Source organism: Mesorhizobium helmanticense (genome assembly GCF_003034915.1).
GTDB lineage: Bacteria > Pseudomonadota > Alphaproteobacteria > Rhizobiales > Rhizobiaceae > Mesorhizobium > Mesorhizobium helmanticense.
On record NZ_PZJX01000003.1, the window covers coordinates 175,647 to 195,780 of the forward strand.

Here is a 20,134-nt window from a genome sequence, read left to right on the forward strand (position 1 = left end):
GCCGTCGGCCGGGCCGGCGGTTCTCTCCAGAAGGCAGTATCATTCATGAGTGGCGTGAACGAGATCCGGTCGACATTCCTCGACTACTTCCGCAAGGAGGGTCACGAGGTCGTCGCGTCGAGCCCGCTGGTGCCGCGCAACGACCCGACGCTGATGTTCACCAATGCCGGCATGGTGCAGTTCAAGAACGTCTTCACCGGCCTGGAGAAGCGGCCTTATTCGCGTGCCACCACCGCCCAGAAGAGCGTTCGCGCCGGCGGCAAGCACAACGACCTCGACAATGTCGGCTACACCGCGCGCCACCTGACCTTCTTCGAGATGCTCGGCAATTTCTCGTTCGGCGACTACTTCAAGGAGCGCGCCATCGAGCTTGCCTGGAACCTGATCACCAGGGAGTTCGGGCTGAAGCAGGATAAGTTGCTCGTCACCGTCTATCACACCGACGACGAGGCAGCCGGCTTCTGGAAGAAGATCGCCGGTTTTTCCGACGACCGCATCATCCGCATCCCGACCTCGGACAATTTCTGGGCGATGGGCGACACCGGACCGTGCGGGCCGTGCTCGGAGATATTCATCGACCGCGGCGAGCATATCTGGGGCGGCCCTCCCGGCAGTCCGGAGGAGGATGGCGACCGTTTCCTCGAATTCTGGAACCTGGTGTTCATGCAGTATGAACAGGTGACGAAGGACGAGCGCATCGACCTGCCGCGCCCGTCGATCGACACCGGCATGGGCCTGGAGCGCATGGCCTCCATCCTGCAAGGGGTGGAAAGCGTCTTCGAGACCGACCTGTTCCGTCACCTGATCGACGCCGCGTCGTCCGCGCTTGGCCGCGGTCCGGATGCGGACACTGTCGCATCGTTCCGCGTCATCGCCGACCATCTGCGTTCGTCCTGCTTCCTGGTGGCCGACGGCGTGCTGCCATCCAATGAAGGCCGTGGCTATGTGCTTCGCCGCATCATGCGCCGCGCCATGCGCCATGCGCAGTTGCTCGGCGCCCGCGATCCCCTGATGTGGCGCCTGGTGCCTGCGCTGGTGCGCGAGATGGGCCAGGCCTACCCGGAACTGCTGCGCGGCGAACAGATGATCACCGAGACGCTGAAGCTTGAGGAAACCCGTTTCCGCAAGACGCTGGTGCGCGGCCTCGGCCTGCTTTCGGAGGCGACCGAAAAACTGGGCGCCGGCGACATGCTGGATGGCGAGACAGCTTTCAAGCTCTACGACACCTATGGCTTTCCGCTCGATCTGACGCAGGACGCGCTGCGCCAGCGCAACATCTCGGTCGATCTTGCCGGCTTCACCCATGCGATGGAGCAGCAGAAGGCCGAGGCACGCAAGCATTGGACCGGCTCCGGCGAGGCCGCGACCGAAACGGTGTGGTTCCCCGTGCGCGAGAAGACCGGCGCCACCGAGTTCCTCGGCTATGAGACCGAGCAGGCGGAAGGCCTCATCCAGGCGCTGGTCAGGGACGGCAAGACCGTCGACAGCGCCGCCAAGGGCGACGCCGTTGCCGTGGTCGTCAACCAGACGCCGTTCTACGGCGAGTCCGGCGGCCAGATGGGCGATACCGGCGTCATTTCGGGCGAAGGCTTCTCGATCGAGATTTCCGATACGCAAAAGAAGGCCGATGGGCTGTTCGTGCATCTCGGCAAGGTGGCCAGCGGCACGGTCAGGACCGGCGCGACCGTCGAGCTGAAGGTCGACCATGCGCGCCGTTCCAGGCTGCGCGCGAACCACTCCGCCACGCATCTGATCCATGAGGCGCTGCGCGAAGTGCTGGGCACCCACGTTGCGCAGAAGGGTTCATTGGTTGCGCCCGAGCGCCTGCGCTTCGACATTTCGCACAACAAGCCGATCTCGCCTGACGAACTCGAAGAGGTCGAGCGCATGGCGAACGAGATCGTCGTGCAGAACAGCCCGGTGACCACGCGCCTGATGTCGGTCGACGATGCCATTGCCGAAGGCGCCATGGCGCTGTTCGGCGAGAAATACGGCGATGAAGTGCGCGTCGTTTCGATGGGCACGGGCCTGCATGGCGCCAAGGCCAACCGACCCTATTCGGTCGAGCTCTGCGGCGGCACCCATGTCAGGGCGACCGGCGATATCGGTCTTGTGCGCATCGTGTCGGACGGCGCGGTCGCCGCCGGCGTACGCCGCATCGAGGCTTTGACCGGCGAGGCCGCGCGAAGGCATCTCGACGAGCAGGACAGACGGCTGAAGGCGGCCGCGGCAACGCTGAAGATCTCGCCGGCCGATGTGCCGGCGCGCGTCGAAGCGCTGCTCGACGAGCGCAAGAAGCTCGAGAAGGAACTGACCGAGGCGCGCAAGAAATTGGCGCTGGGCGGTGGTGCTGCAGCCGGTGCACCGGCCGAAAACGAGACGGTCGCCGGTGTCGGTTTCCTCGGCAAGGCGGTCTCCGGCGTCGCGCCGAAGGATCTGAAGCCGCTGGCCGATGCCGGCAAGAAGTCGCTCGGCTCCGGCGTCGTCGTCTTCGTCGGCGCCGGCGAGGACAACAAGGCAAGCGTCGTGGTCGCCGTCACCGATGACCTGACCGCCCGCTTCAGCGCCGTCGACCTGGTGCGTGTCGCATCCGCCGCCTTGGGCGGGCAGGGCGGCGGCGGCCGCCCCGACATGGCCCAGGCCGGTGGCCCCGACGCCTCGAAGGCCGGCGAGGCGATCGCTGCGGTGAAGGCGGCGCTGGAAGCCGCCTGATCGGGTAGGAGAATTTATCGCAAGGCTCGGAGGGACAGCCCCCCTCTGTCCTGCCGGACATCTCCCCCTCAAGGGGGGAGATTGGATGTCATGCCTGCTTTCGCCAATTTTCAACGTTGGAGGAAAGGCGGGGCAATGAAGCTGCCAATCTCCCCCCTTGAGGGGGAGATGTCCGGCAGGACAGAGGGGGGTGCTGTCCCTCGGCCTCTCGTATTTTTCACCCAACCTTTTCGGTACGAGCAAAGCTCGGGCGCTGAACGATGCCGTCCCACCATCGCCGAATGTCTGGAAACGCAGCCAGCAGCTTCCGCCCTTCGGCGACCTTGAGGAAATAGCCGATGATCGGCGCCGCATGCAGGTCGGCGAGCGTCAGTTGCTCGCCCAGCAGCCACGGCCCGGCGGCTTTCAGTGAGGTGAGCACGCGAAGCACCGTTTCCGCCTGGCCAAGCCCATCGGCAATCTGCGCCTCGTCCGGTGTTGTCTTCTCCAGCCGCTCGACGGCGACGTCCCAAACCATCGCCCGATAGGCATAGGCGTCGAGCATGCCGATGATCTGGTTCATTCTCGCGCGGGCGCGGGCATCCGCAGGTTGCAGCGCCGGCCCGTCGAAGGCCTCGTCGACATAGCGCGCGATCGCGCTCGCTTCGAACAGGCGAAAGCCGTCATGCTCGAAGGCCGGAATGCGGCCGAACGGATGATGCTCGAAATACCAGTCGGGAATGCCTTCAGCCGCGAAGACATCGACCGGCGCGAGCTCGTAGTCGATGCCCTTTTCCTCAAGCGCGAGGCGGACGATGCGCACATAGACGCTGTAGTCCGCCCCGTAGACGACGGGCTTGCTCATGCTGCCTGTGCGATCAGGCCATAGCCTTCTGCAAATTCTCATCGATCTTGTCGAGGAAGCCGGTGGTCGACAGCCAGGGCTGATCCGGGCCGATCAGCAGCGACAGGTCCTTGGTCATGAAGCCGCTCTCGACGGTCTGGATGCAGACCCTTTCCAAGGTCTCGGCGAAGCGCTTCAGCTCGGCATTGTCGTCCAGCTTGGCGCGGTGCGCGAGGCCGCGCGTCCAGGCGAAGATCGAGGCGATCGAGTTGGTCGAGGTTTCCTCGCCCTTCTGGTGCTGGCGATAGTGGCGGGTGACGGTGCCGTGCGCTGCTTCCGCCTCCACCGTCTTGCCGTCCGGCGTCATCAGTACCGAGGTCATCAGGCCGAGCGAGCCGAAACCTTGCGCCACCGTGTCTGACTGCACGTCGCCGTCATAGTTCTTGCAGGCCCAGACATAACCGCCCGACCATTTCAGGCTGGAGGCCACCATGTCGTCGATCAGCCGGTGTTCGTACCAGAGCTTCTTGGCCTTGAACTCGGCCTCGAACTCCTGCTCGTAGACCTCCTGGAAGATGTCCTTGAAGCGGCCGTCATAGGCCTTGAGGATGGTGTTCTTGGTCGAGAGGTAGACCGGATAGTTGCGCAGCAGGCCGTAGTTCAGCGAGGCGCGGGCGAATTCGCGGATCGACTCGTCGAGATTGTACATGGCCATGGCGACGCCGGCGGCCGGCGCATCGAACACATCGTGCTCGATCACCTTGCCGTCCTCGCCGACGAACTTGATCGTCAGCTTGCCCTTGCCGGGGAAGCGGAAATCGGTGGCGCGATACTGGTCGCCGAAGGCGTGGCGGCCGACGATGATCGGCTTGGTCCAGCCTGGCACCAGCCGCGGCACGTTCTTCATGATGATCGGTTCGCGGAAGATGGTGCCGCCGAGGATGTTGCGGATCGTGCCGTTTGGCGACTTCCACATCTTCTTCAGCTTGAATTCCTCGACGCGCTGTTCGTCGGGCGTGATCGTCGCGCATTTCACGCCGACACCGTGCTTCTTGATGGCGTTGGCCGCATCGATCGTCACCTGGTCGCCGGTCGCGTCGCGGTGCTCGACGCCGAGGTCGTAATATTCGAGCGTCAGGTCGAGATAAGGATGGATCAGCTTGTCCTTGATGAACTGCCAGATGATGCGGGTCATCTCGTCGCCGTCGAGTTCGACGACCGGGTTCGCCACCTTGATCTTCGCCATGGAAAGAATGCCTCGTTGTTGGGGATCGGAACGGCCTTGCCCGCATGGCTTTCGGCCGGGGATGCGGCCCGTATATCAAAGCATTTTTGGCCGCGCAAACGGCGATCCGCCCCAGCGAGCATTGGATGCTCTTTTGCGAAAGCTTCATTTTCGCGGCCGTATATGGCAGGGAACGCCGAAATGCCGCAAACAGCAGTTCATTGACAGCCATGCCCAAGGATCCCGACATTCCTCTTGCCGCCGGCCCGGCGATCATCCTGGTCGAGCCGCAGCTCGGCGAGAATATCGGCATGGTCGCGCGCGCCATGGCGAATTTCGGCCTTGCCGAGCTACGCCTCGTCAATCCGCGCGATGGCTGGCCGAGCGAAAAGGCGCGCGCTGCCGCAAGCCGCGCCGATCATGTCATCGACGCCGTCACGGTCTTTGAGGATCTGGCCGCGGCGGTCGCCGATCTGAACTTCGTCGTCGCCACCACGGCGCGCGAGCGCGACGGCTTCAAGCCGGTGCGCGGTCCGGTCGAGGCGGGCAGGGTGCTGCGGGCACGGCAACGCTCCGGCCAGCGCACAGGCATCCTGTTCGGTCGCGAGCGCTTCGGTCTCTACAATGACGAGGTCGGTCTCGCCGACGAGATCGTCACCTTTCCGGTCGACCCGGCCTTCTCCTCGCTCAACATCGCGCAGGCGGCCCTGCTGATGTCCTATGAATGGATGAAGTCCGGCCTGGAAGACGAGACCAGGACCAATTTCTCCAGCCCTGAAATGCTGCCGGCGACGAAGGAGCAGCTGCACGGCCTGTTCGCCTATCTGGAGGGTGCGCTCGAGGCGCGCGGCTATTTCCGCCCGGCGCCGAAGAAGCCGAAGATGGTCGACAATCTGCGCGCGGTGCTGACCCGCGCCGGCTTCGCCGAGCCGGAGCTCAAAGTGCTGCGCGGCATCATCTCATCGCTGGACAGGTTCTCGCCGGCGATGCCGCGCGGCGACGGATCGCCAGGCGATGATCCCAGACGGCTTCCTGCGGCCGCGCGCGCCCGTAAGGCGGAGATCGACGGTCCGGCCGACACGGCCGCCGGCAAGGACGACGACATACCACTGCCGGGTGGCAAGGGAACCGACAATGACTGATCGCCCGATCCTGATGTTCGATTCCGGCATTGGCGGCCTGACGGTGCTGCGCGAGGCGCGCGTGCTGATGCCCGATCGCCGTTTCGTCTATGTCGCCGACGACGCGGCTTTTCCTTTCGGCGCATGGGAGGAACCGGCGCTGAGGGCGCATATACTGGAGCTGTTCGCCAAATTGCTCGACCGGTTTTCGCCGGCCATTTCGGTCATCGCCTGCAACACCGCCTCGACGCTGGTCATCGATGCTTTGCGCGACAGATTTCCCGACCATCCTTTTGTTGGCACGGTGCCGGCGATCAAGCCGGCGGCCGAACGCACGCGTTCGGGACTGGTTTCGGTGCTGGCGACGCCCGGCACGGTCAAGCGCCAGTACACGCGCGACCTGATCAGTAAATGGGCGCAGAAATGCCATGTCCGCCTGGTCGGCAGCGACAATCTGGCCGGGCTGGCCGAAATCTATATGCGTGAGGGTTTCGTCGATGAAGAGGCCGTGCGCGCCGAGATCGCGCCGTGCTTCGTCGAACATGACGAACTCAGGACCGACATCGTCGTGCTGGCCTGCACGCACTATCCTTTCCTGGCCAATCGCATGCGCAAGACGGCGCCTTGGCCGGTCGACTGGCTCGATCCCGCCGAGGCGATCGCGCGCCGCGCGATGTCGCTGCTCGTTCCCATGGACGGACCTCTGCCGGTCGACAAACCCGATATCGCCGTCTTCACCTCCGGCAAGGCGGATTTCGCCATCAGCCGGCTGATGCAGGGTTTTGGCCTGACCGTTCCTTGAGACGGGAACCCCAGGAACATAGACGCGACCATCGCGTTTTTCTCCCATCGCAAACGGGAGAAACCATCATGCCAGCCACCTCGAAAGCCCAGCAAAAGGCCGCCGGCGCGGCCCTGTCCGCCAAGCGCGGCGAGACGAAGAAGAGCGAACTGAAGGGCGCCTCGAAGGGAATGTACGAGTCGATGAGCGAAAAGCAGCTTGAGGAATTCGCTGAGACCAAGCGCAAGGGCTTGCCGGCGCGGCGTTCTCGGCCAAGCCCGGCGAGACAAAAATGAGCCGGCTCAAGGCACCGCCGGCGATGCGCTGAGCAAACGGCGGGTTTGACTCAACGCTTCCTTGACCCATAGTCTCCAATCCCCGGACGCTTGAAAGGAGATGGAGTCGATGGCGGACGCTGCGATGCACCAAAAATCCGTGGAACCAAGTCTGCACCGGGTGATGGGTCCGTGGCTGCTTTTGCTGTTCATCGTCGGCGATATTCTCGGCACGGGCATCTACGCTCTGACCGGCAAGGTTGCGGCACAGGTCGGCGGCGTTGTCTGGTTGCCTTTTCTGGTCGCCTTCGCCGTCGCGGTCATAACTGCCTTCAGCTATCTCGAACTGGTGACGAAGTATCCGAAGGCCGCCGGAGCGGCGCTCTATACGCACAAGGCGTTCGGCGTCCATTTCATCACCTTCATCGTTGCCTTCGCGGTGATGTGTTCGGGCATAACGTCGGCGTCGACGGCGTCGCGGGCATTCGCGGTGAATCTCTCCAAGGCCTTTAACCTTGGTTGGGAGGGAACCGGCGCGATCGTCATGCTCAGCCTCGCCTTCATGGCTCTGGTCGCCATCGTCAATTTCAGGGGCGTCGGTGAAAGCGTGAAGGCCAATGTGGTTCTCACCTGCGTCGAATTGACGGGCCTGTTAATCGTCATCTTTATCGGCCTGTCGGCGATTGCCGGCGGCCAGGGCGATGTCTCGCGCGTTACACAGTTCCATGCACCGGACGGCGGCGGCGTTTTTTGGCCGGTGATCGCGGCGACGACGCTGGCCTTCTTCGCCATGGTCGGCTTCGAGGATTCGGTGAACATGGCCGAGGAAACGAAGGAGCCGAGCCGCATCTTCCCCAAGATACTGCTCGCCGGCCTGCTGATGACCGGCCTGATCTATGTTCTGGTGTCGATCTCCGCGGTGACCCTGGTCGAACCGGCCCAGCTTGGCGAAGGCGAAGCGCCGCTGCTGAAGGTCGTGGAAGCCGGCGCGCCCGGCTTCCCGCTTTGGATCTTCGCCTTCATTACGGTGTTCGCGGTGGCGAACAGCGCACTGATCAACATGCTGATGGCTAGCCGCCTCGTTTATGGCATGGCGCGCGAGCACGTACTCCCGCCCGTGTTGGGCAAGGTGCACGCCGGCCGCCGCACGCCGTTTGTCGCGATCGGCTTTACGACGCTGCTCGCCTTCGGCCTGATCACCTTTGTCGGCAATGTCCCCGATCTTGGCGGCACCACGGCGTTCCTGCTGCTTTGCGTCTTCACCATCGTCAACATCGCGGTGCTGGTTCTGCGCAAGGACAAGGTGGCGCACGATCACTTCACCGCCCCGACGATCCTGCCGTTGATCGGCGCCGTGTGCTGCGGCTTCCTGACCGGGCCCTGGACGGGCCGCAATCCCAATGAATACAGGATCGCCGGCATCCTGCTCGCCCTCGGCATCGCCTTGTGGGTTGTCACGGTGTTGATCAACCGCGCGACCGGAATGAGGCCGGCCGCACCGACCATGGAAGAGCTGGGCGGCGGCGGACCGGTCAATTGACGTCGGCCAGCCTGACGTTCTGATCGTGGAATTGTCGCGGCCGGAGAGCTTGACAGCGACCAACTCCCGGTTTAATCAGCGCGCCAACACCGGGCCGCAATGCCCGGTGGTTTCTTTTATGTGTGCAAGGCTCCATGGGAAGCCGATTTATACTTTCCCAGAGCCTTGTTGAAATGACGTGTCCCGTGGGTTTTCCGTCGCGTTGCGTGGAAAACCCTGTCAGGTCTCGAAAACGGAGGCCAGAGGAGGGCGCGTTTCCTTCACCCGGACCATGAGGTTCGGGTGTGTTGTTTTGAAAGGGAATGCGATGAGCAAGCGCGAATCCGCGAAGTACAAGATCGACCGCCGTCTCGGCGAAAACATCTGGGGCCGCCCGAAGTCCCCGGTCAACAAGCGTGAATACGGCCCCGGCCAGCACGGCCAGCGCCGCAAGGGCAAGCTTTCCGATTTCGGCCTGCAGCTGCGCGCCAAGCAGAAGCTGAAGGGCCACTATGGCGACGTTTCGGAAAAGCAGTTCCGCAAGGTTTATGAAGAGGCTGATCGCCGCAAGGGCGACACTTCGGAGAACCTGATCGGCCTGCTCGAATCGCGTCTCGACGCGGTCGTCTACCGCGCCAAGTTCGTGCCGACCATCTTTGCCGCCCGTCAGTTCGTCAACCACGGCCACGTCAACGTCAACGGCAAGCGCGTCAACATCGGCTCCTACCGTTGCAAGCCGGGCGACGTCATCGAAGTGCGCGAGAAGTCGAAGCAGCTGGTGATCGTGCTGGAATCGGTTGGGCTCGCCGAACGCGACGTGCCCGACTACATCGAGGCCGACCACAACAAGATGACCGCGAGCTTCACGCGCATCCCCGGCCTGGCCGACGTTCCGTTCGCCGTGCAGATGGAACCGAACCTGGTCGTCGAATTCTATTCGCGCTGATCGGGCACTTCGTCCGAGACATTATCGAAGGCCGCCCGTCGAGGCGGCCTTTTCTTTGCCCGCCATGTCCGTTAATCCCAAGTCCAGCAAAGACTCTTCCGGGCACCAATGAAGACTCTGGGGCCGACGCGCCATGAACATGCTGCCAGAAACGCTCGAACCGGTCGCCGATGCCGAAGGCGGCTTTCATCCGTTGTTTGCCGACGTGCCGTCTTCCGTCGAATTCAACAAGCTGCGCAAGCGGCTGCTGCGGCTCACCCGTCAGGCGATCGACGATTTCGCGATGGTGACACCCGGCGCTCGCTGGCTGGTCGCTTTGTCCGGCGGCAAGGATTCCTACGGCCTGCTTGCTCTGCTGCTCGATCTCAAATGGCGCGGCCTGCTGCCGGTTGAGCTCTTGGCCTGCAATCTCGACCAGGGTCAGCCGAACTTCCCCAAGCACATCCTGCCCGACTATCTCGACAGAAACGGCATCCCGCACCGCATCGAATATCAGGACACCTATTCGATCGTCACCGACAAGCTCCCCGAGGGCAGCACCTATTGTTCGCTCTGCTCGCGGCTGAGGCGCGGCCATCTCTACCGCATCGCGCGGGAGGAGGGTTGTTCGGCCCTGGTGCTCGGCCACCACCGCGAGGATATCCTCGAAACCTTCTTCATGAACCTGTTCCATGGCGGACGCCTCGCCGCCATGCCGCCAAAGCTGCTCAATGACGATGGCGACGTCATGGTGCTCAGGCCGCTGAGCTGCTGCGCCGAGGCCGATCTCGAAAAATTCGCTGCCGCCATGCAGTTCCCAATCATCCCTTGCGATCTCTGCGGTAGCCAGGAAGGCCTGCAGCGCAACGCCATGAAGGCGATGCTCGACGAGCTGGAAAAGCGCATGCCCGGCCGTAAGGATACGATGATCCGCGCCATGGCCAATGTGCGGCCCTCGCACCTGCTCGACCGCAAACTGTTCGATTTTACCGCCCTCAACGACACCCTCACCGCAAGGCAAGATATTTCCGATGACATTTGACGATACCGCGATCGATTGGCTCGCCGAACTTCTGTCCGACGTCGCCAAGGCCGAGATCATGCCGCGCTTTCGCCGGCTGAACGAGGGCGACATCCGCCAGAAGACTTCGGCTGCCGATTTGGTTACCGAGGCCGACGTCAACGCCGAGCGGCTGATCACCGTCAAGCTGCGCGAGCGTTACCCCCAGGCGATGATCGTCGGCGAGGAGGCGTGTTCCGACAATCCGGTGCTGCTTGAGGGCCTCGGCGACGCCGATCTCGCCTTCGTCATCGATCCGGTCGACGGCACCTTCAACTTCGCTTCGGGCGTACCGCTGTTCGGTGTCATGCTCGGCGTCGTGGTCAAGGGTGAGACCGTCGCCGGCATCATCCACGATCCCGTCGGCAAGGACTGGCTGATCGGCGCCAAAGGCGCCGGCAGCCACATCCGTCACGCACATGGCAATATCGAGAAGGTGCATGTCGCCAAGCCCGCGGCGATGTCGCAGATGACCGGCGCCGTGTCCTGGCAGTATCTGCCGGAGCCGGAACGGTCGCGGCTGGCGCGCAACCAGACCAAGACCCTGTCGCAGTTCAATTATCGCTGCGCCGCCCACGAATACCGTTTGCTGGCAAGCGGCCACGGCCATTTCGTCGTCTACAACAAGCTGATGCCATGGGACCATCTGCCTGGTGTCCTGATCCATGCCGAGGCTGGTGGCTATACGGCGCGTTTCGATGGCAGCGACTATCTGCCTTCGCATCTCGGCGGCGGCATCATTGTCGCGCCGGACAGGGAAAGCTGGCGGGAATTGCGCCGCGAGCTCTGGGCTGAATAGGCTCGCCAGAGTTTAACCGGCGGGGGTCCATGGCTGAAAGATTGGCGCAACCTCGTCCACATGGGGAGACGCGAATGAAGACGCGGTTCGCAATTGGTGCAGCGGCCCTTGCCCTCGCTGTGGTTGCCGGCGCTACCCAGGCAGGGGCACAGGAGCGCGCGTGTCGCAGTCCCGAGCCCATCAACACCATAGACGAGATGTTCTCCGCGATCTTTGCTTGTTGGGAGCCGCCCCCCGGAAGCGCGGGCATGACCCTGACGCTGCAGTTCTCACTTCGACGAAACGGCACGCTTATTGGCAAGCCTCGCGCCACCTATTCCCATCTGGGGAACGATGGCCATCTGAACCGGCTTTTCGTGGCTTCCGTCCTCAAGGCTCTCGACAAGGCTCTGCCAATGCCCCTTTCGAACAGCATGGGTGGAGCAATCGCGGGACGTACGCTGTTTCCTCGTTTCACTGCAGCCGCTGACGGTAGGTCCTAAGGCGCGCGGCCATCAAACCGGCGGATTGTGTGGCTGGAACATCTTGCCACGCTCGGCGATCAGGATCATCAGCAGCGCCGCGACCGAGACGCTGCAGAAACCGGCGGCCAGCGGCGTGACCGTGCCGTTGAAGGCCTGGCCGATCAGCGTGCCGAGAATGCCGCCGAGGAAGGTCTGCATGAAGCCCAGAATGGACGATGCCGTGCCGGCCAATTGCCCAAGCGGCTCCATGGCGAGCGCGTTGAAATTGGCGCCGAGCGCTCCGAACGGAAGCATCGCACAGGCGAAAAAGGTAATGAAAAGCCAGAGCGGCATCTTCATTTCGATCGATACGACCAGCCAGGCGAGGCTGATGGCCAGGAACAACAGCAGCGCGCTCTGCGACAGGCGGCGCATGCCGATGCGGCCGACGAGGCGGGAATTCAGATAGTTGGAGAAGGCGAGCACGCCTGCAACGCCGGCGAAGATGACGGGGAACATCTCACCGACATTGAATATGGTGACATAGATCTGCTGCGCCGAGGCGATGAAGCCGAACATGGCGCCGAAGATGAAGGTGCTGGCGAAGGCGTAGCAGAGCGCCATGCGGTTGGTCAGCACGATGCGGAAGCCGCCGAGGACGGACTCGACCGTCAACGGTCTGCGATATTCGGGATGCAGCGTCTCGGGCAGGCGCAGCAGCGACCAGGCCGACACGACCAGCGCGCCGGCCGCCATGACGATGAAGATCACATGCCATGTCGCGAACAGCATGATGAACTGGCCGATGCCGGGGGCGATGACGGGTATCGCCATGAACACCATGAAGATCAGCGACATCACCTCGGCCATGCGCCGGCCGTCGAACGTGTCGCGCACGATCGAGACGGCGATGACGCGTGTGGCGGCGGCGCCGATGCCTTGCACCGCCCTGCAGATCAGAAGCGTGGCGAAGGAGGGCGCAATGGCAGCCGCGGCTGCCGCCGCGACATAGATCACCAGTCCGGCGACCAGTGGCGCGCGCCGCCCGAAGCGATCCGAAATCGGCCCGAAGAAAAGCTGTCCGCCGCCGAAGCCGAGAATATAGGCGGTGATCACATATTGGCGGTGGTTTTCATTGGCCACGCCGAGCGACGCGCCGATCTGCTGCAGCGCCGGCAGCATGATGTCGATGGCAAGCGAGTTCAATGCCATCAGCGCCGCACACAGCGCAATGAATTCCCAGCGCGGAATAGGCAAGGTGCTTGCCTGTTGCGGCGCTTGTGCATGCTGATCCACGGCGAAGTCCGATCTTTAAAAACGAACGCGCGCCGGGCATGCCGGCGCAATAGCTCGTCCTGTTCCCGACATTTCGGGACTTAAGAAATGCCGAGGTGGGGGCTGCCCCGGTGCCTTGGCGCATGACCCCGAAAATCGGAGCCGATTCTCGGACAGGATCATGCGCAAAATCAAAGTGCTACAGCGTCCCTTTGCGCGTCCCAAAGGACGCGCGGCGCTGTAGTGCATGTCGCCCAAAACTGTGCGGCGGACATGCACAAAAGAGAAGTCAGGCGGCGCCTTTGACGCTCACGCCCTTTTCGACGAGGAATGTCTGCAACTCGCCCGCCTGGAACATCTCGCGTACAATGTCGCAGCCGCCGACGAACTCGCCCTTGACATAGAGCTGGGGGATCGTCGGCCAGTTGGAATATTCCTTGATGCCCTGGCGCAGTTCGGCAGAGTCCAGCACGTTCACGCCTTTGTAGTCGGCGCCGATATAGTCGAGGATCTGGACGACCTGGCCGGAAAATCCGCATTGCGGGAAACCGGGCGTCCCCTTCATGAAGAGAACGACGTCGTTGCCCTTAACTTCATTGTCGATGTAGTCGTTGATACCGCTCATGGAGAATCCTTTCACGCCCGTGGGAGGCAGGCTCGAAGCATACTCTTCAAATAAACCCATAGGTTGCTCGAAACAAGACGTTTGCCGCATCGCCTTGCAAATGGCGCAAAGGATGCCTGATGTTGGGCCAAGAGATGTGGTCACTGTTTTTCCCGGAAGATGATGAAAAGGCGGCATATCGCGGCAATCCTGACTGGCGTTCTCGCGCTCGCGCTGGCCTTGATCTGGTGGTTCAGGCCGTCGGCGTCTCCGCCAGTCATCATTGGTGGCGAACTGCCCGCGCCATGCCGCGATCTCAGCTTCGAGGCGGTTCCTTACGTCGTCTGCGAGATCGATCTTCGCAGCCATGACATCGGCGTCTTCCACGCTGGCGCGGACGGCAAGGCCTTCGGTTCGCTGGAAGAATTCGACAAGGCGATGACGGGCGAGGGCAGGTCGGTCCTGCTCGCCATGAATGCCGGCATGTATCACGAGGATTTGTCGCCGGTTGGGCTTCTCATCGAAAGTGGACATGAAGAGGCGCCGCTCAACCTTACCGAGGGCGAAGGCAATTTCTTCCTGAAACCGAACGGCGTGTTCCTGGTCCGTAAGGACGGCAAGGCTGCGGTCATGGAAACCAGCGCGTACGCCGCCGCTCGACCGGATGTGGCATTCGCCACGCAATCAGGCCCGATGCTGGTGATCGACGGCCGGCTTCATCCTCGCTTCGAGGAAAATGGCGTCTCACGCTATATCCGCAACGGCGTCGGCGCGCGCGATGGCAACACCGTCGTGCTGGCGATCTCACGCGCCGAGGTCAGCTTCGGCAGTTTCGCCCGGCTGTTTCGCGACGCGCTGCATTGTTCCAACGCGCTCTTCTTCGACGGTGTGGTGTCGGCGCTGTCGAATGGCGACAGGATGATCGTCGGCGGCAAATACCCGGCCGGGCCGATCATCGCCGTGTTCGCGAAGAAGCCGTTGTCCGGGTAGCTCCAAAAGGAAGGCCTCTGCCTGCCTTGTTCAGCATCAATCGGTCGTTGCCTGGAATATAGCTCTAGCTAAATCTTAGAGCATGCACTATGCTTGCTCCCATCTGGAGGGTACAGGCATGCGAGAGACGAAATCCTTGCTGGAACGAAAGCTCGATCGAAGGCTTCTCCTGGTCGGTGGCCTTGCCGCTGCCGGCGGCACGGCGGTCGCGGCGAGTACCGCTCGCGGGCAGACAAGCCATGCCGGTCACGAGATGCCAGCGGCGGCCGCCGGTGGAGAACCGCCGGCGCATCTTTCGGCCCATGGCTCGATGATCACGGTCGGCGAGGTCGACGACGCCCGCAACGGCTTCGATCCGTCGAAGCTGTTGGGCGACTGGGACACGGGGACTGTCTCGACGCTGCCGGACGGGCGCACGCTTCGCAGCTTCGAAGTCACGGCCGAGGACAAGGAGATCGAGATCGCGCCGGGCATCATGTTCCCGGCCTGGACCTACAATGGCCGCGTGCCGGGGCCATCGTTGCGCGCGACCGAGGGCGACCGGTTGAGGATCGTCTTCCGCAACCACGGCTCGCATCCGCATTCGATGCATTTTCACGGCATCCATGCCGCGCGCATGGATGGCGTCCCGGGAGCCGGCCTGATCGGGCCGGGCGAGGAATTCGTCTACGAGTTCGATGCAAGGCCGTTCGGCTGTCACCTCTACCACTGCCACGCCCTGCCGCTGAAGCGGCACATTCAGAAGGGCATGTACGGCGCCTTCGTGATCGATCCCGATCCGGCCCGGCATCCCGAATACGAAGCGGTCGCCCGCTCACGCCTCCTCGGCACGCCCGAGAATGCCGGCTGGCAGGAATTCGTCATGGTCATGAATGCCTTCGACACCAATTTCGACGGCGCGAACGAGGTTTACGCCGTCAATACCGTCGCCCACGCTTATGCGAAAAAGCCGATCCGGGTGCTGAAGGACAAACCCGTGCGCATCTATCTCGTCAATGTCGTCGAGTTCGATCCGATCAATTCCTTCCATTTGCACGCCAATTTCTTCGACTACTACAATCAGGGCACGACGCTCACCCCTACGCTCAAGACCGTCGACCTGATCACCCAATGCCAGGCCGAGCGCGGCATCCTCGAGTTCCATTTTCGGGAGCACGAACCGGGCCTCTACATGTTCCATCCTCACCAGTCGGAATTCACCGAACTCGGCTGGTCCGGCATGTTCGACGTCGTGGAGGCCGTGTCGTGACCGATCTGAGCCAGCCTTCCGCCGACACGCCTGCCGACCGCCCGAGATGGGCCTATCTGTTCTGGATCGCGCTGCCGCTCGCCGTGCTCGGGCTGGCCGTCGCCTGGCTGCTCGCCTCGGACCCGCTGTCGAGCTTCCGCAATGGCGCGCCGCCGGTCGAGAATATCACCTTCGAACGGACGATCCTGGGGACGGATGGCATCCGCGTCCTCGTTCGGGCCGGCGGATCGGAACCGATGACCATCGCGCAGGTCCAGGTCGACGATGCCTACTGGCAGTTCACGCAAGACCCGCCTGGCCCGATCGCGCGCGGCGGAACGGCCTGGATCACCCTGCCGTATCCCTGGGTGCTGGGGGAGGCGCATGCGATCAACGTCGTGACCAATACCGGGACCACGTTCACGCACGAGATCGCTGTCGCCGTACCCACGCCGACGCGCGATTCGCTGAGCTTCGCCGCGCAGGCGGCGCTCGGCGCCTTCGTCGGCATCCTGCCCGTGGCGATCGGCCTGATGTTCTATCCCGCCCTCCGCGGCGTCGGACGAAGCGGCATGGACTTCCTGCTGTCGCTGACCGTCGGATTGCTTGCCTTCCTCTTCGTCGATGCCCTGGAGGACGCGTTTGAACTGGCGAGCGAAGCCGCCGCCTTGTTCCAGGGGCCGACAATGATCGTGCTCGCCTCCGCCGCCAGTTTCCTTCTGCTGATGGCCGCGGGCCGGCGGAGCGGGACGCCGACGGGCCTGGCGCTCGCCACCTTCATCGCGCTCGGCATCGGCCTGCACAATCTCGGCGAAGGACTGGCGATCGGCGCCGCCTTTGCGTCGGGCGCGGCGGGGCTCGGCACCTTCCTCGTGCTCGGCTTCACATTGCACAACATCACCGAGGGCATCGGCATCGCCGCCCCGATCCTGAAGCAGCGCCCGCCACTGCGGACCTTCGCCGCGCTGACGCTGCTCGCGGGCGGTCCTGCGGTCGTCGGCCTGTGGATCGGCAGCCTCGCCTATGCTCCGCAGTGGTCGGCACTGGCGCTGGCGGTCGGCGCGGGGGCAATCCTGCAGGTGATCGTCGAACTGGTGTCGATGCAGCTTCGTCAGCGGGCCGACGGCACGCGCGCCTTATTCGCACCGGCCGCGATGGCTGGATTGGCGGCCGGGGTTGGCTTCATGTACGTGACGGCGATGCTGGTGAAGATCTGAGCAACGCCGGGCGGCTAGTCCGGCACGCTGGTCTGCAGCGCCAGTGCGTGCAGCACGCCGCCCATATTGCCCTTCAGCGCGTCATAGACCATCTGGTGCTGTTGGACGCGGCTCTTGCCGCGAAAGCTTTCGGCCACCACTTCGGCCGCGTAGTGGTCGCCGTCGCCGGCCAGGTCGCGAATCGTCACCTTGGCGTCCGGAATGCCTTCCCTGATCAGTTTCTCGATGTCGTGGGCGTCCATTGCCATGGCAAATTCCTGTTTCGGGCGGGGCAGCGGTGCGCCCCGTGCGATGTGACTCGGATGAACCTAAAGCCTTTCTGGTCCGTATTGAAGCGGTTCCGTCCAGTGCCAAGGCGATTGGCGGTTCACGACTGCTCAGGATGGGCAGCATCGGCGGGAACGTCCTCGCGTGTCGAAAAGGCACGGCCAAGGCCGAAAGCCAACACATAGAGCGGAACGTTGATCACCAGGCTGACGATCGGGAGGTAGCTCGTCATCTGCCAGAGCGGCGAGAAGAACGGCTGGCCGTAACCATCACAGGCCAGCGAAGAGCCGTATTCCCACAACGATCCCGTGACGATGGCCACGCCAAACAGCTTGACGCAGGTGGCGACGTGCCGTGCCCGCGCCGGCTCAGGCGAAAGCCGGTTCCAGAGGAGAAGGCACAGGATCGGAATCGCATAGACAAGGCTCTGGACGGCCAACATCAGGAGCGTGCCATTGGCCGCGGCCAGGAACTCCGCACGGGTTTCCAGCCGGGGACAAACCTCGCTTGAGGTCGTCGACAGCAGGAAAAAGACGAAAGGCCCGAGAAACCAGAAGAAGAACAGCGACGGCCAGAAAACGACTGCAAGCAGTGCCCGGGCAGCCAGCCTCGTCAAATGGCTTGATCCATGAAGCGGGGAAACCAGGATTCGTGGGCGGCGGTCAATTCGCTGACCGGGATCGCACGCGCCTCGCCAAGTTTCAATTCGCTTCCTCCGGTCGAGCCGATCCACGGCGCAAAGATGCCGAGCTTGCCCTGCTCATCGCGAATGGCGTCCCATTGCTCGCTCTGCGGATCGATCGACAGCGTCAGGAGATAGCGGCCCTGGTCCTCGCCGAACCAGACCGGGATGGGATCGGTCCCGACGAGGCCGGGAACGGTTGCGCCGATACCGGATGCCATCGCCATCTCGGCCAGCGCCACCGCTATGCCGCCATCGGAAACGTCATGTGCGGCGGTCACGACGCCGGAGGCGATCAGCGCGCGCACATGATCGCCGACGCGCTTTTCATGGTCGAGATCGACCGGCGGCGGCGGGCCGTCGGCGCGGCCGTGGATGTCTCTGAAATAGACGGACTGGCCGAGATGCGTTCCCCACATCGGCGGCGCGCCGACCAGCAGGATCATCTGGCCTTCGGCGGCAAAGCCGATCCGCGCCATCTTCGACCAGTCGGCAATCAGCCCGACGCCGCCAATGGTCGGGGTCGGCAGGATGCCCTGTCCGTTGGTCTCGTTGTAGAGCGAAACGTTGCCCGAGACGATCGGAAAGCCAAGCGCCCGGCAGGCATCGCCAATGCCTTTCACCGCGCCGACCAATTGGCCCATGATCTCGGGCCGTTCCGGATTGCCGAAATTCAGGTTGTCGGTGGCCGCCAGCGGCAAAGCGCCGGTGGCGGTAAGGTTGCGCCAGCATTCGGCCACCGCCTGCTTGCCGCCTTCATAAGGGTCGGCCTCGCAATAGCGCGGCGTCACGTCCGAGGAGAAGGCCAGCGCCTTGGTCGCATGGCCCTCGACGCGCACCACACCGGCATCGCCGCCCGGAAGCTGCAGCGAATTGCCCTGGATCAGCGTGTCATACTGCTCCCAGACCCAGCGGCGTGAGGACAGATCCGGCCCGCCGAGCAGTTTCAGCAATGCGTCGGCGACGTCCGCCTGCGGGGCATCGGCGGCCGCCAGCGGCGCCGGCTTCTTCGCCTCGGTCCAGGGCCGGTCATATTCCGGTGCCTGGTCGCCAAGATCCTTGATCGGCAGATTGGCGACTTCGTCGCCCTGGTGCAGGACGCGAAAACGCAGATCGTCGGTGGTCTTGCCGACGATGGCGAAGTCGAGGCCCCATTTGTGGAAGATCGCCTCGGCTTCCTTTTCCTTTTCGGGGCGCAGCACCATCAGCATGCGCTCCTGGCTCTCCGACAGCATCATCTCATAGGCGCTCATGCGCTCCTCGCGCACCGGCACCTTGTCGAGATCGAGCTCGATGCCGAGGTCGCCCTTGGCGCCCATTTCGACCGCCGAGCAGGTGAGGCCGGCCGCACCCATGTCCTGGATGGCGATGACGGCGCCCGACGCCATCAGTTCGAGGCAGGCCTCCAGCAGGCATTTTTCGGTGAAGGGGTCGCCGACCTGCACGGTCGGGCGCTTCTCGTCGATCTTGTCGTCGAATTCGGCTGAGGCCATTGTGGCGCCGCCGACGCCGTCGCGGCCGGTCTTGGCGCCGAGATAGACGACCGGCAGGCCAACGCCCTTGGCTTCCGACAGGAAGATCGCGTCGGTCTTGGCGAGGCCCGCCGCAAAAGCGTTGACCAGGATGTTGCCATTATAGCGGGCATCGAAATTGACCTCGCCGCCGACCGTCGGCACGCCGAAGGAATTGCCATAGCCGCCGACGCCGGAAACGACGCCGGCAACCAGATGCCTGGTCTTGGGGTGGTCAGGCGCTCCGAAGCGCAGTGCATTCATCGCCGCGATCGGCCGCGCGCCCATGGTGAAGACATCGCGCAATATACCACCGACGCCTGTCGCCGCCCCTTGATAGGGCTCGATATAGGAGGGGTGGTTGTGGCTCTCCATCTTGAAGACGACGCAGTCGCCGTCGCCGATATCGACCACGCCGGCATTCTCGCCCGGACCCTGGATGACCCGCGGCCCGGTGGTCGGCAGCGTGCGCAGCCACTTTTTCGAGGATTTGTAGGAGCAGTGCTCGTTCCACATCGCCGAGAAGATGCCGAGTTCGGTAAAACTCGGCTCGCGCCCGACCAGGTCGAGGATGCGCTGGTATTCGTCGGGCTTCAGCCCGTGCGCGGCAATGAGTTCCGGAGTGATCGGCACGGAATTGGAAATGGTCATGGGCGGCGATTGGTATCCGTGGGAGC

General features: G+C 63.4%; 19 protein-coding genes. 12 read left to right on the plus strand and 7 right to left on the minus strand.

Translation table 11 applies throughout. The features are described 5' to 3' along the window. Positions 1 to 45 precede the first annotated feature (45 nt). Positions 46 to 2,712 carry an alanine--tRNA ligase gene (gene alaS / locus C9427_RS01515; RefSeq protein WP_107647460.1) on the plus strand — a complete coding sequence of 889 codons (2,667 nt, stop codon included), beginning with the start codon at positions 46 to 48 and terminating at the stop codon, positions 2,710 to 2,712. A gap of 217 nt (positions 2,713 to 2,929) precedes the next feature. Here alaS and C9427_RS01525 read toward each other — a convergent pair whose 3' ends face one another. Continuing rightward, positions 2,930 to 3,556 carry a glutathione S-transferase family protein gene (locus C9427_RS01525; RefSeq protein ID WP_107647461.1) on the minus strand — a complete coding sequence of 209 codons (627 nt, stop codon included), beginning with the start codon at positions 3,554 to 3,556 and terminating at the stop codon, positions 2,930 to 2,932. Between the two features lie 13 nt (positions 3,557 to 3,569). Further along, on the minus strand, positions 3,570 to 4,781 hold the full coding sequence (locus tag C9427_RS01530; protein ID WP_107647462.1) for an NADP-dependent isocitrate dehydrogenase: 1,212 nt from the start codon (positions 4,779 to 4,781) through the stop codon (positions 3,570 to 3,572). A gap of 209 nt (positions 4,782 to 4,990) precedes the next feature. Between C9427_RS01530 and C9427_RS01535 the strand changes: the two genes are divergently transcribed. From C9427_RS01535 to C9427_RS01570, 8 genes are all read left to right on the plus strand, one after another. Continuing rightward, complete coding sequence (locus C9427_RS01535) at positions 4,991 to 5,902, plus strand: RNA methyltransferase (protein ID WP_107647558.1); 912 nt, start codon at positions 4,991 to 4,993, stop codon at positions 5,900 to 5,902. Continuing rightward, on the plus strand, positions 5,895 to 6,683 hold the full coding sequence (gene murI, locus C9427_RS01540; RefSeq protein ID WP_107647463.1) for a glutamate racemase: 789 nt from the start codon (positions 5,895 to 5,897) through the stop codon (positions 6,681 to 6,683). The genes C9427_RS01535 and murI overlap by 8 nt, the downstream gene beginning before the upstream one ends. Positions 6,684 to 6,751: 68 nt before the next feature. Beyond that, entirely contained in the window at positions 6,752 to 6,958 is a 207-nt protein-coding gene (locus tag C9427_RS01545) for a DUF3008 family protein (RefSeq protein ID WP_107647464.1), read from the plus strand. 109 nt (positions 6,959 to 7,067) lie between these two features. Then, positions 7,068 to 8,477, plus strand: coding sequence for an APC family permease (locus tag C9427_RS01550; RefSeq protein ID WP_245436948.1), 1,410 nt, complete (start codon positions 7,068 to 7,070; stop codon positions 8,475 to 8,477). Between the two features lie 307 nt (positions 8,478 to 8,784). After that, entirely contained in the window at positions 8,785 to 9,402 is a 618-nt protein-coding gene (gene rpsD, locus C9427_RS01555) for a 30S ribosomal protein S4 (RefSeq protein ID WP_097575658.1), read from the plus strand. Positions 9,403 to 9,535: 133 nt separating this feature from the next. Further along, the gene (ttcA, locus tag C9427_RS01560; RefSeq protein WP_107647465.1) at positions 9,536 to 10,423 is read left to right on the plus strand and encodes a tRNA 2-thiocytidine(32) synthetase TtcA; all 888 of its coding nucleotides are present in this window, start codon (positions 9,536 to 9,538) and stop codon (positions 10,421 to 10,423) included. After that, complete coding sequence (locus C9427_RS01565; protein ID WP_107647466.1) at positions 10,413 to 11,240, plus strand: inositol monophosphatase family protein; 828 nt, start codon at positions 10,413 to 10,415, stop codon at positions 11,238 to 11,240. Before ttcA ends, C9427_RS01565 begins: the two co-directional genes overlap by 11 nt. A gap of 74 nt (positions 11,241 to 11,314) precedes the next feature. Next, positions 11,315 to 11,722 carry a hypothetical protein gene (locus C9427_RS01570; RefSeq protein ID WP_107647467.1) on the plus strand — a complete coding sequence of 136 codons (408 nt, stop codon included), beginning with the start codon at positions 11,315 to 11,317 and terminating at the stop codon, positions 11,720 to 11,722. A gap of 12 nt (positions 11,723 to 11,734) precedes the next feature. On the opposite strand, the gene C9427_RS01575 is transcribed toward C9427_RS01570, so the two are convergent. Then, a complete protein-coding gene (locus tag C9427_RS01575; protein WP_107647468.1) occupies positions 11,735 to 12,979 on the minus strand; it encodes a multidrug effflux MFS transporter in 1,245 nt (414 codons plus the stop codon). Positions 12,980 to 13,247: 268 nt separating this feature from the next. Continuing rightward, entirely contained in the window at positions 13,248 to 13,583 is a 336-nt protein-coding gene (gene grxD / locus C9427_RS01580; RefSeq protein WP_013532137.1) for a Grx4 family monothiol glutaredoxin, read from the minus strand. A 162-nt stretch (positions 13,584 to 13,745) separates the two neighbouring features. Between grxD and C9427_RS01585 the strand changes: the two genes are divergently transcribed. From C9427_RS01585 to C9427_RS01595, 3 genes are all read left to right on the plus strand, one after another. After that, the gene (locus C9427_RS01585; RefSeq protein WP_245436949.1) at positions 13,746 to 14,552 is read left to right on the plus strand and encodes a phosphodiester glycosidase family protein; all 807 of its coding nucleotides are present in this window, start codon (positions 13,746 to 13,748) and stop codon (positions 14,550 to 14,552) included. 118 nt (positions 14,553 to 14,670) lie between these two features. Further along, positions 14,671 to 15,801, plus strand: a complete 1,131-nt coding sequence (locus C9427_RS01590) for a multicopper oxidase domain-containing protein (RefSeq protein ID WP_107647470.1) — start codon at positions 14,671 to 14,673, stop codon at positions 15,799 to 15,801. Continuing rightward, positions 15,798 to 16,997, plus strand: a complete 1,200-nt coding sequence (locus C9427_RS01595) for a ZIP family metal transporter (protein ID WP_107647471.1) — start codon at positions 15,798 to 15,800, stop codon at positions 16,995 to 16,997. The genes C9427_RS01590 and C9427_RS01595 overlap by 4 nt, the downstream gene beginning before the upstream one ends. 14 nt (positions 16,998 to 17,011) lie before the next feature. Here the strand turns inward: C9427_RS01595 and C9427_RS01600 are convergent, their stop codons facing one another. From C9427_RS01600 to purL, 3 genes are all read right to left on the minus strand, one after another. After that, positions 17,012 to 17,245 carry a BolA/IbaG family iron-sulfur metabolism protein gene (locus tag C9427_RS01600; protein ID WP_008875486.1) on the minus strand — a complete coding sequence of 78 codons (234 nt, stop codon included), beginning with the start codon at positions 17,243 to 17,245 and terminating at the stop codon, positions 17,012 to 17,014. Between the two features lie 119 nt (positions 17,246 to 17,364). Beyond that, the gene (locus C9427_RS01605) at positions 17,365 to 17,880 is read right to left on the minus strand and encodes a hypothetical protein (protein WP_107647472.1); all 516 of its coding nucleotides are present in this window, start codon (positions 17,878 to 17,880) and stop codon (positions 17,365 to 17,367) included. Further along, positions 17,877 to 20,108, minus strand: a complete 2,232-nt coding sequence (gene purL, locus C9427_RS01610; protein ID WP_107647473.1) for a phosphoribosylformylglycinamidine synthase subunit PurL — start codon at positions 20,106 to 20,108, stop codon at positions 17,877 to 17,879. Before purL ends, C9427_RS01605 begins: the two co-directional genes overlap by 4 nt. Between the last annotated feature and the right edge of the window lie 26 nt (positions 20,109 to 20,134).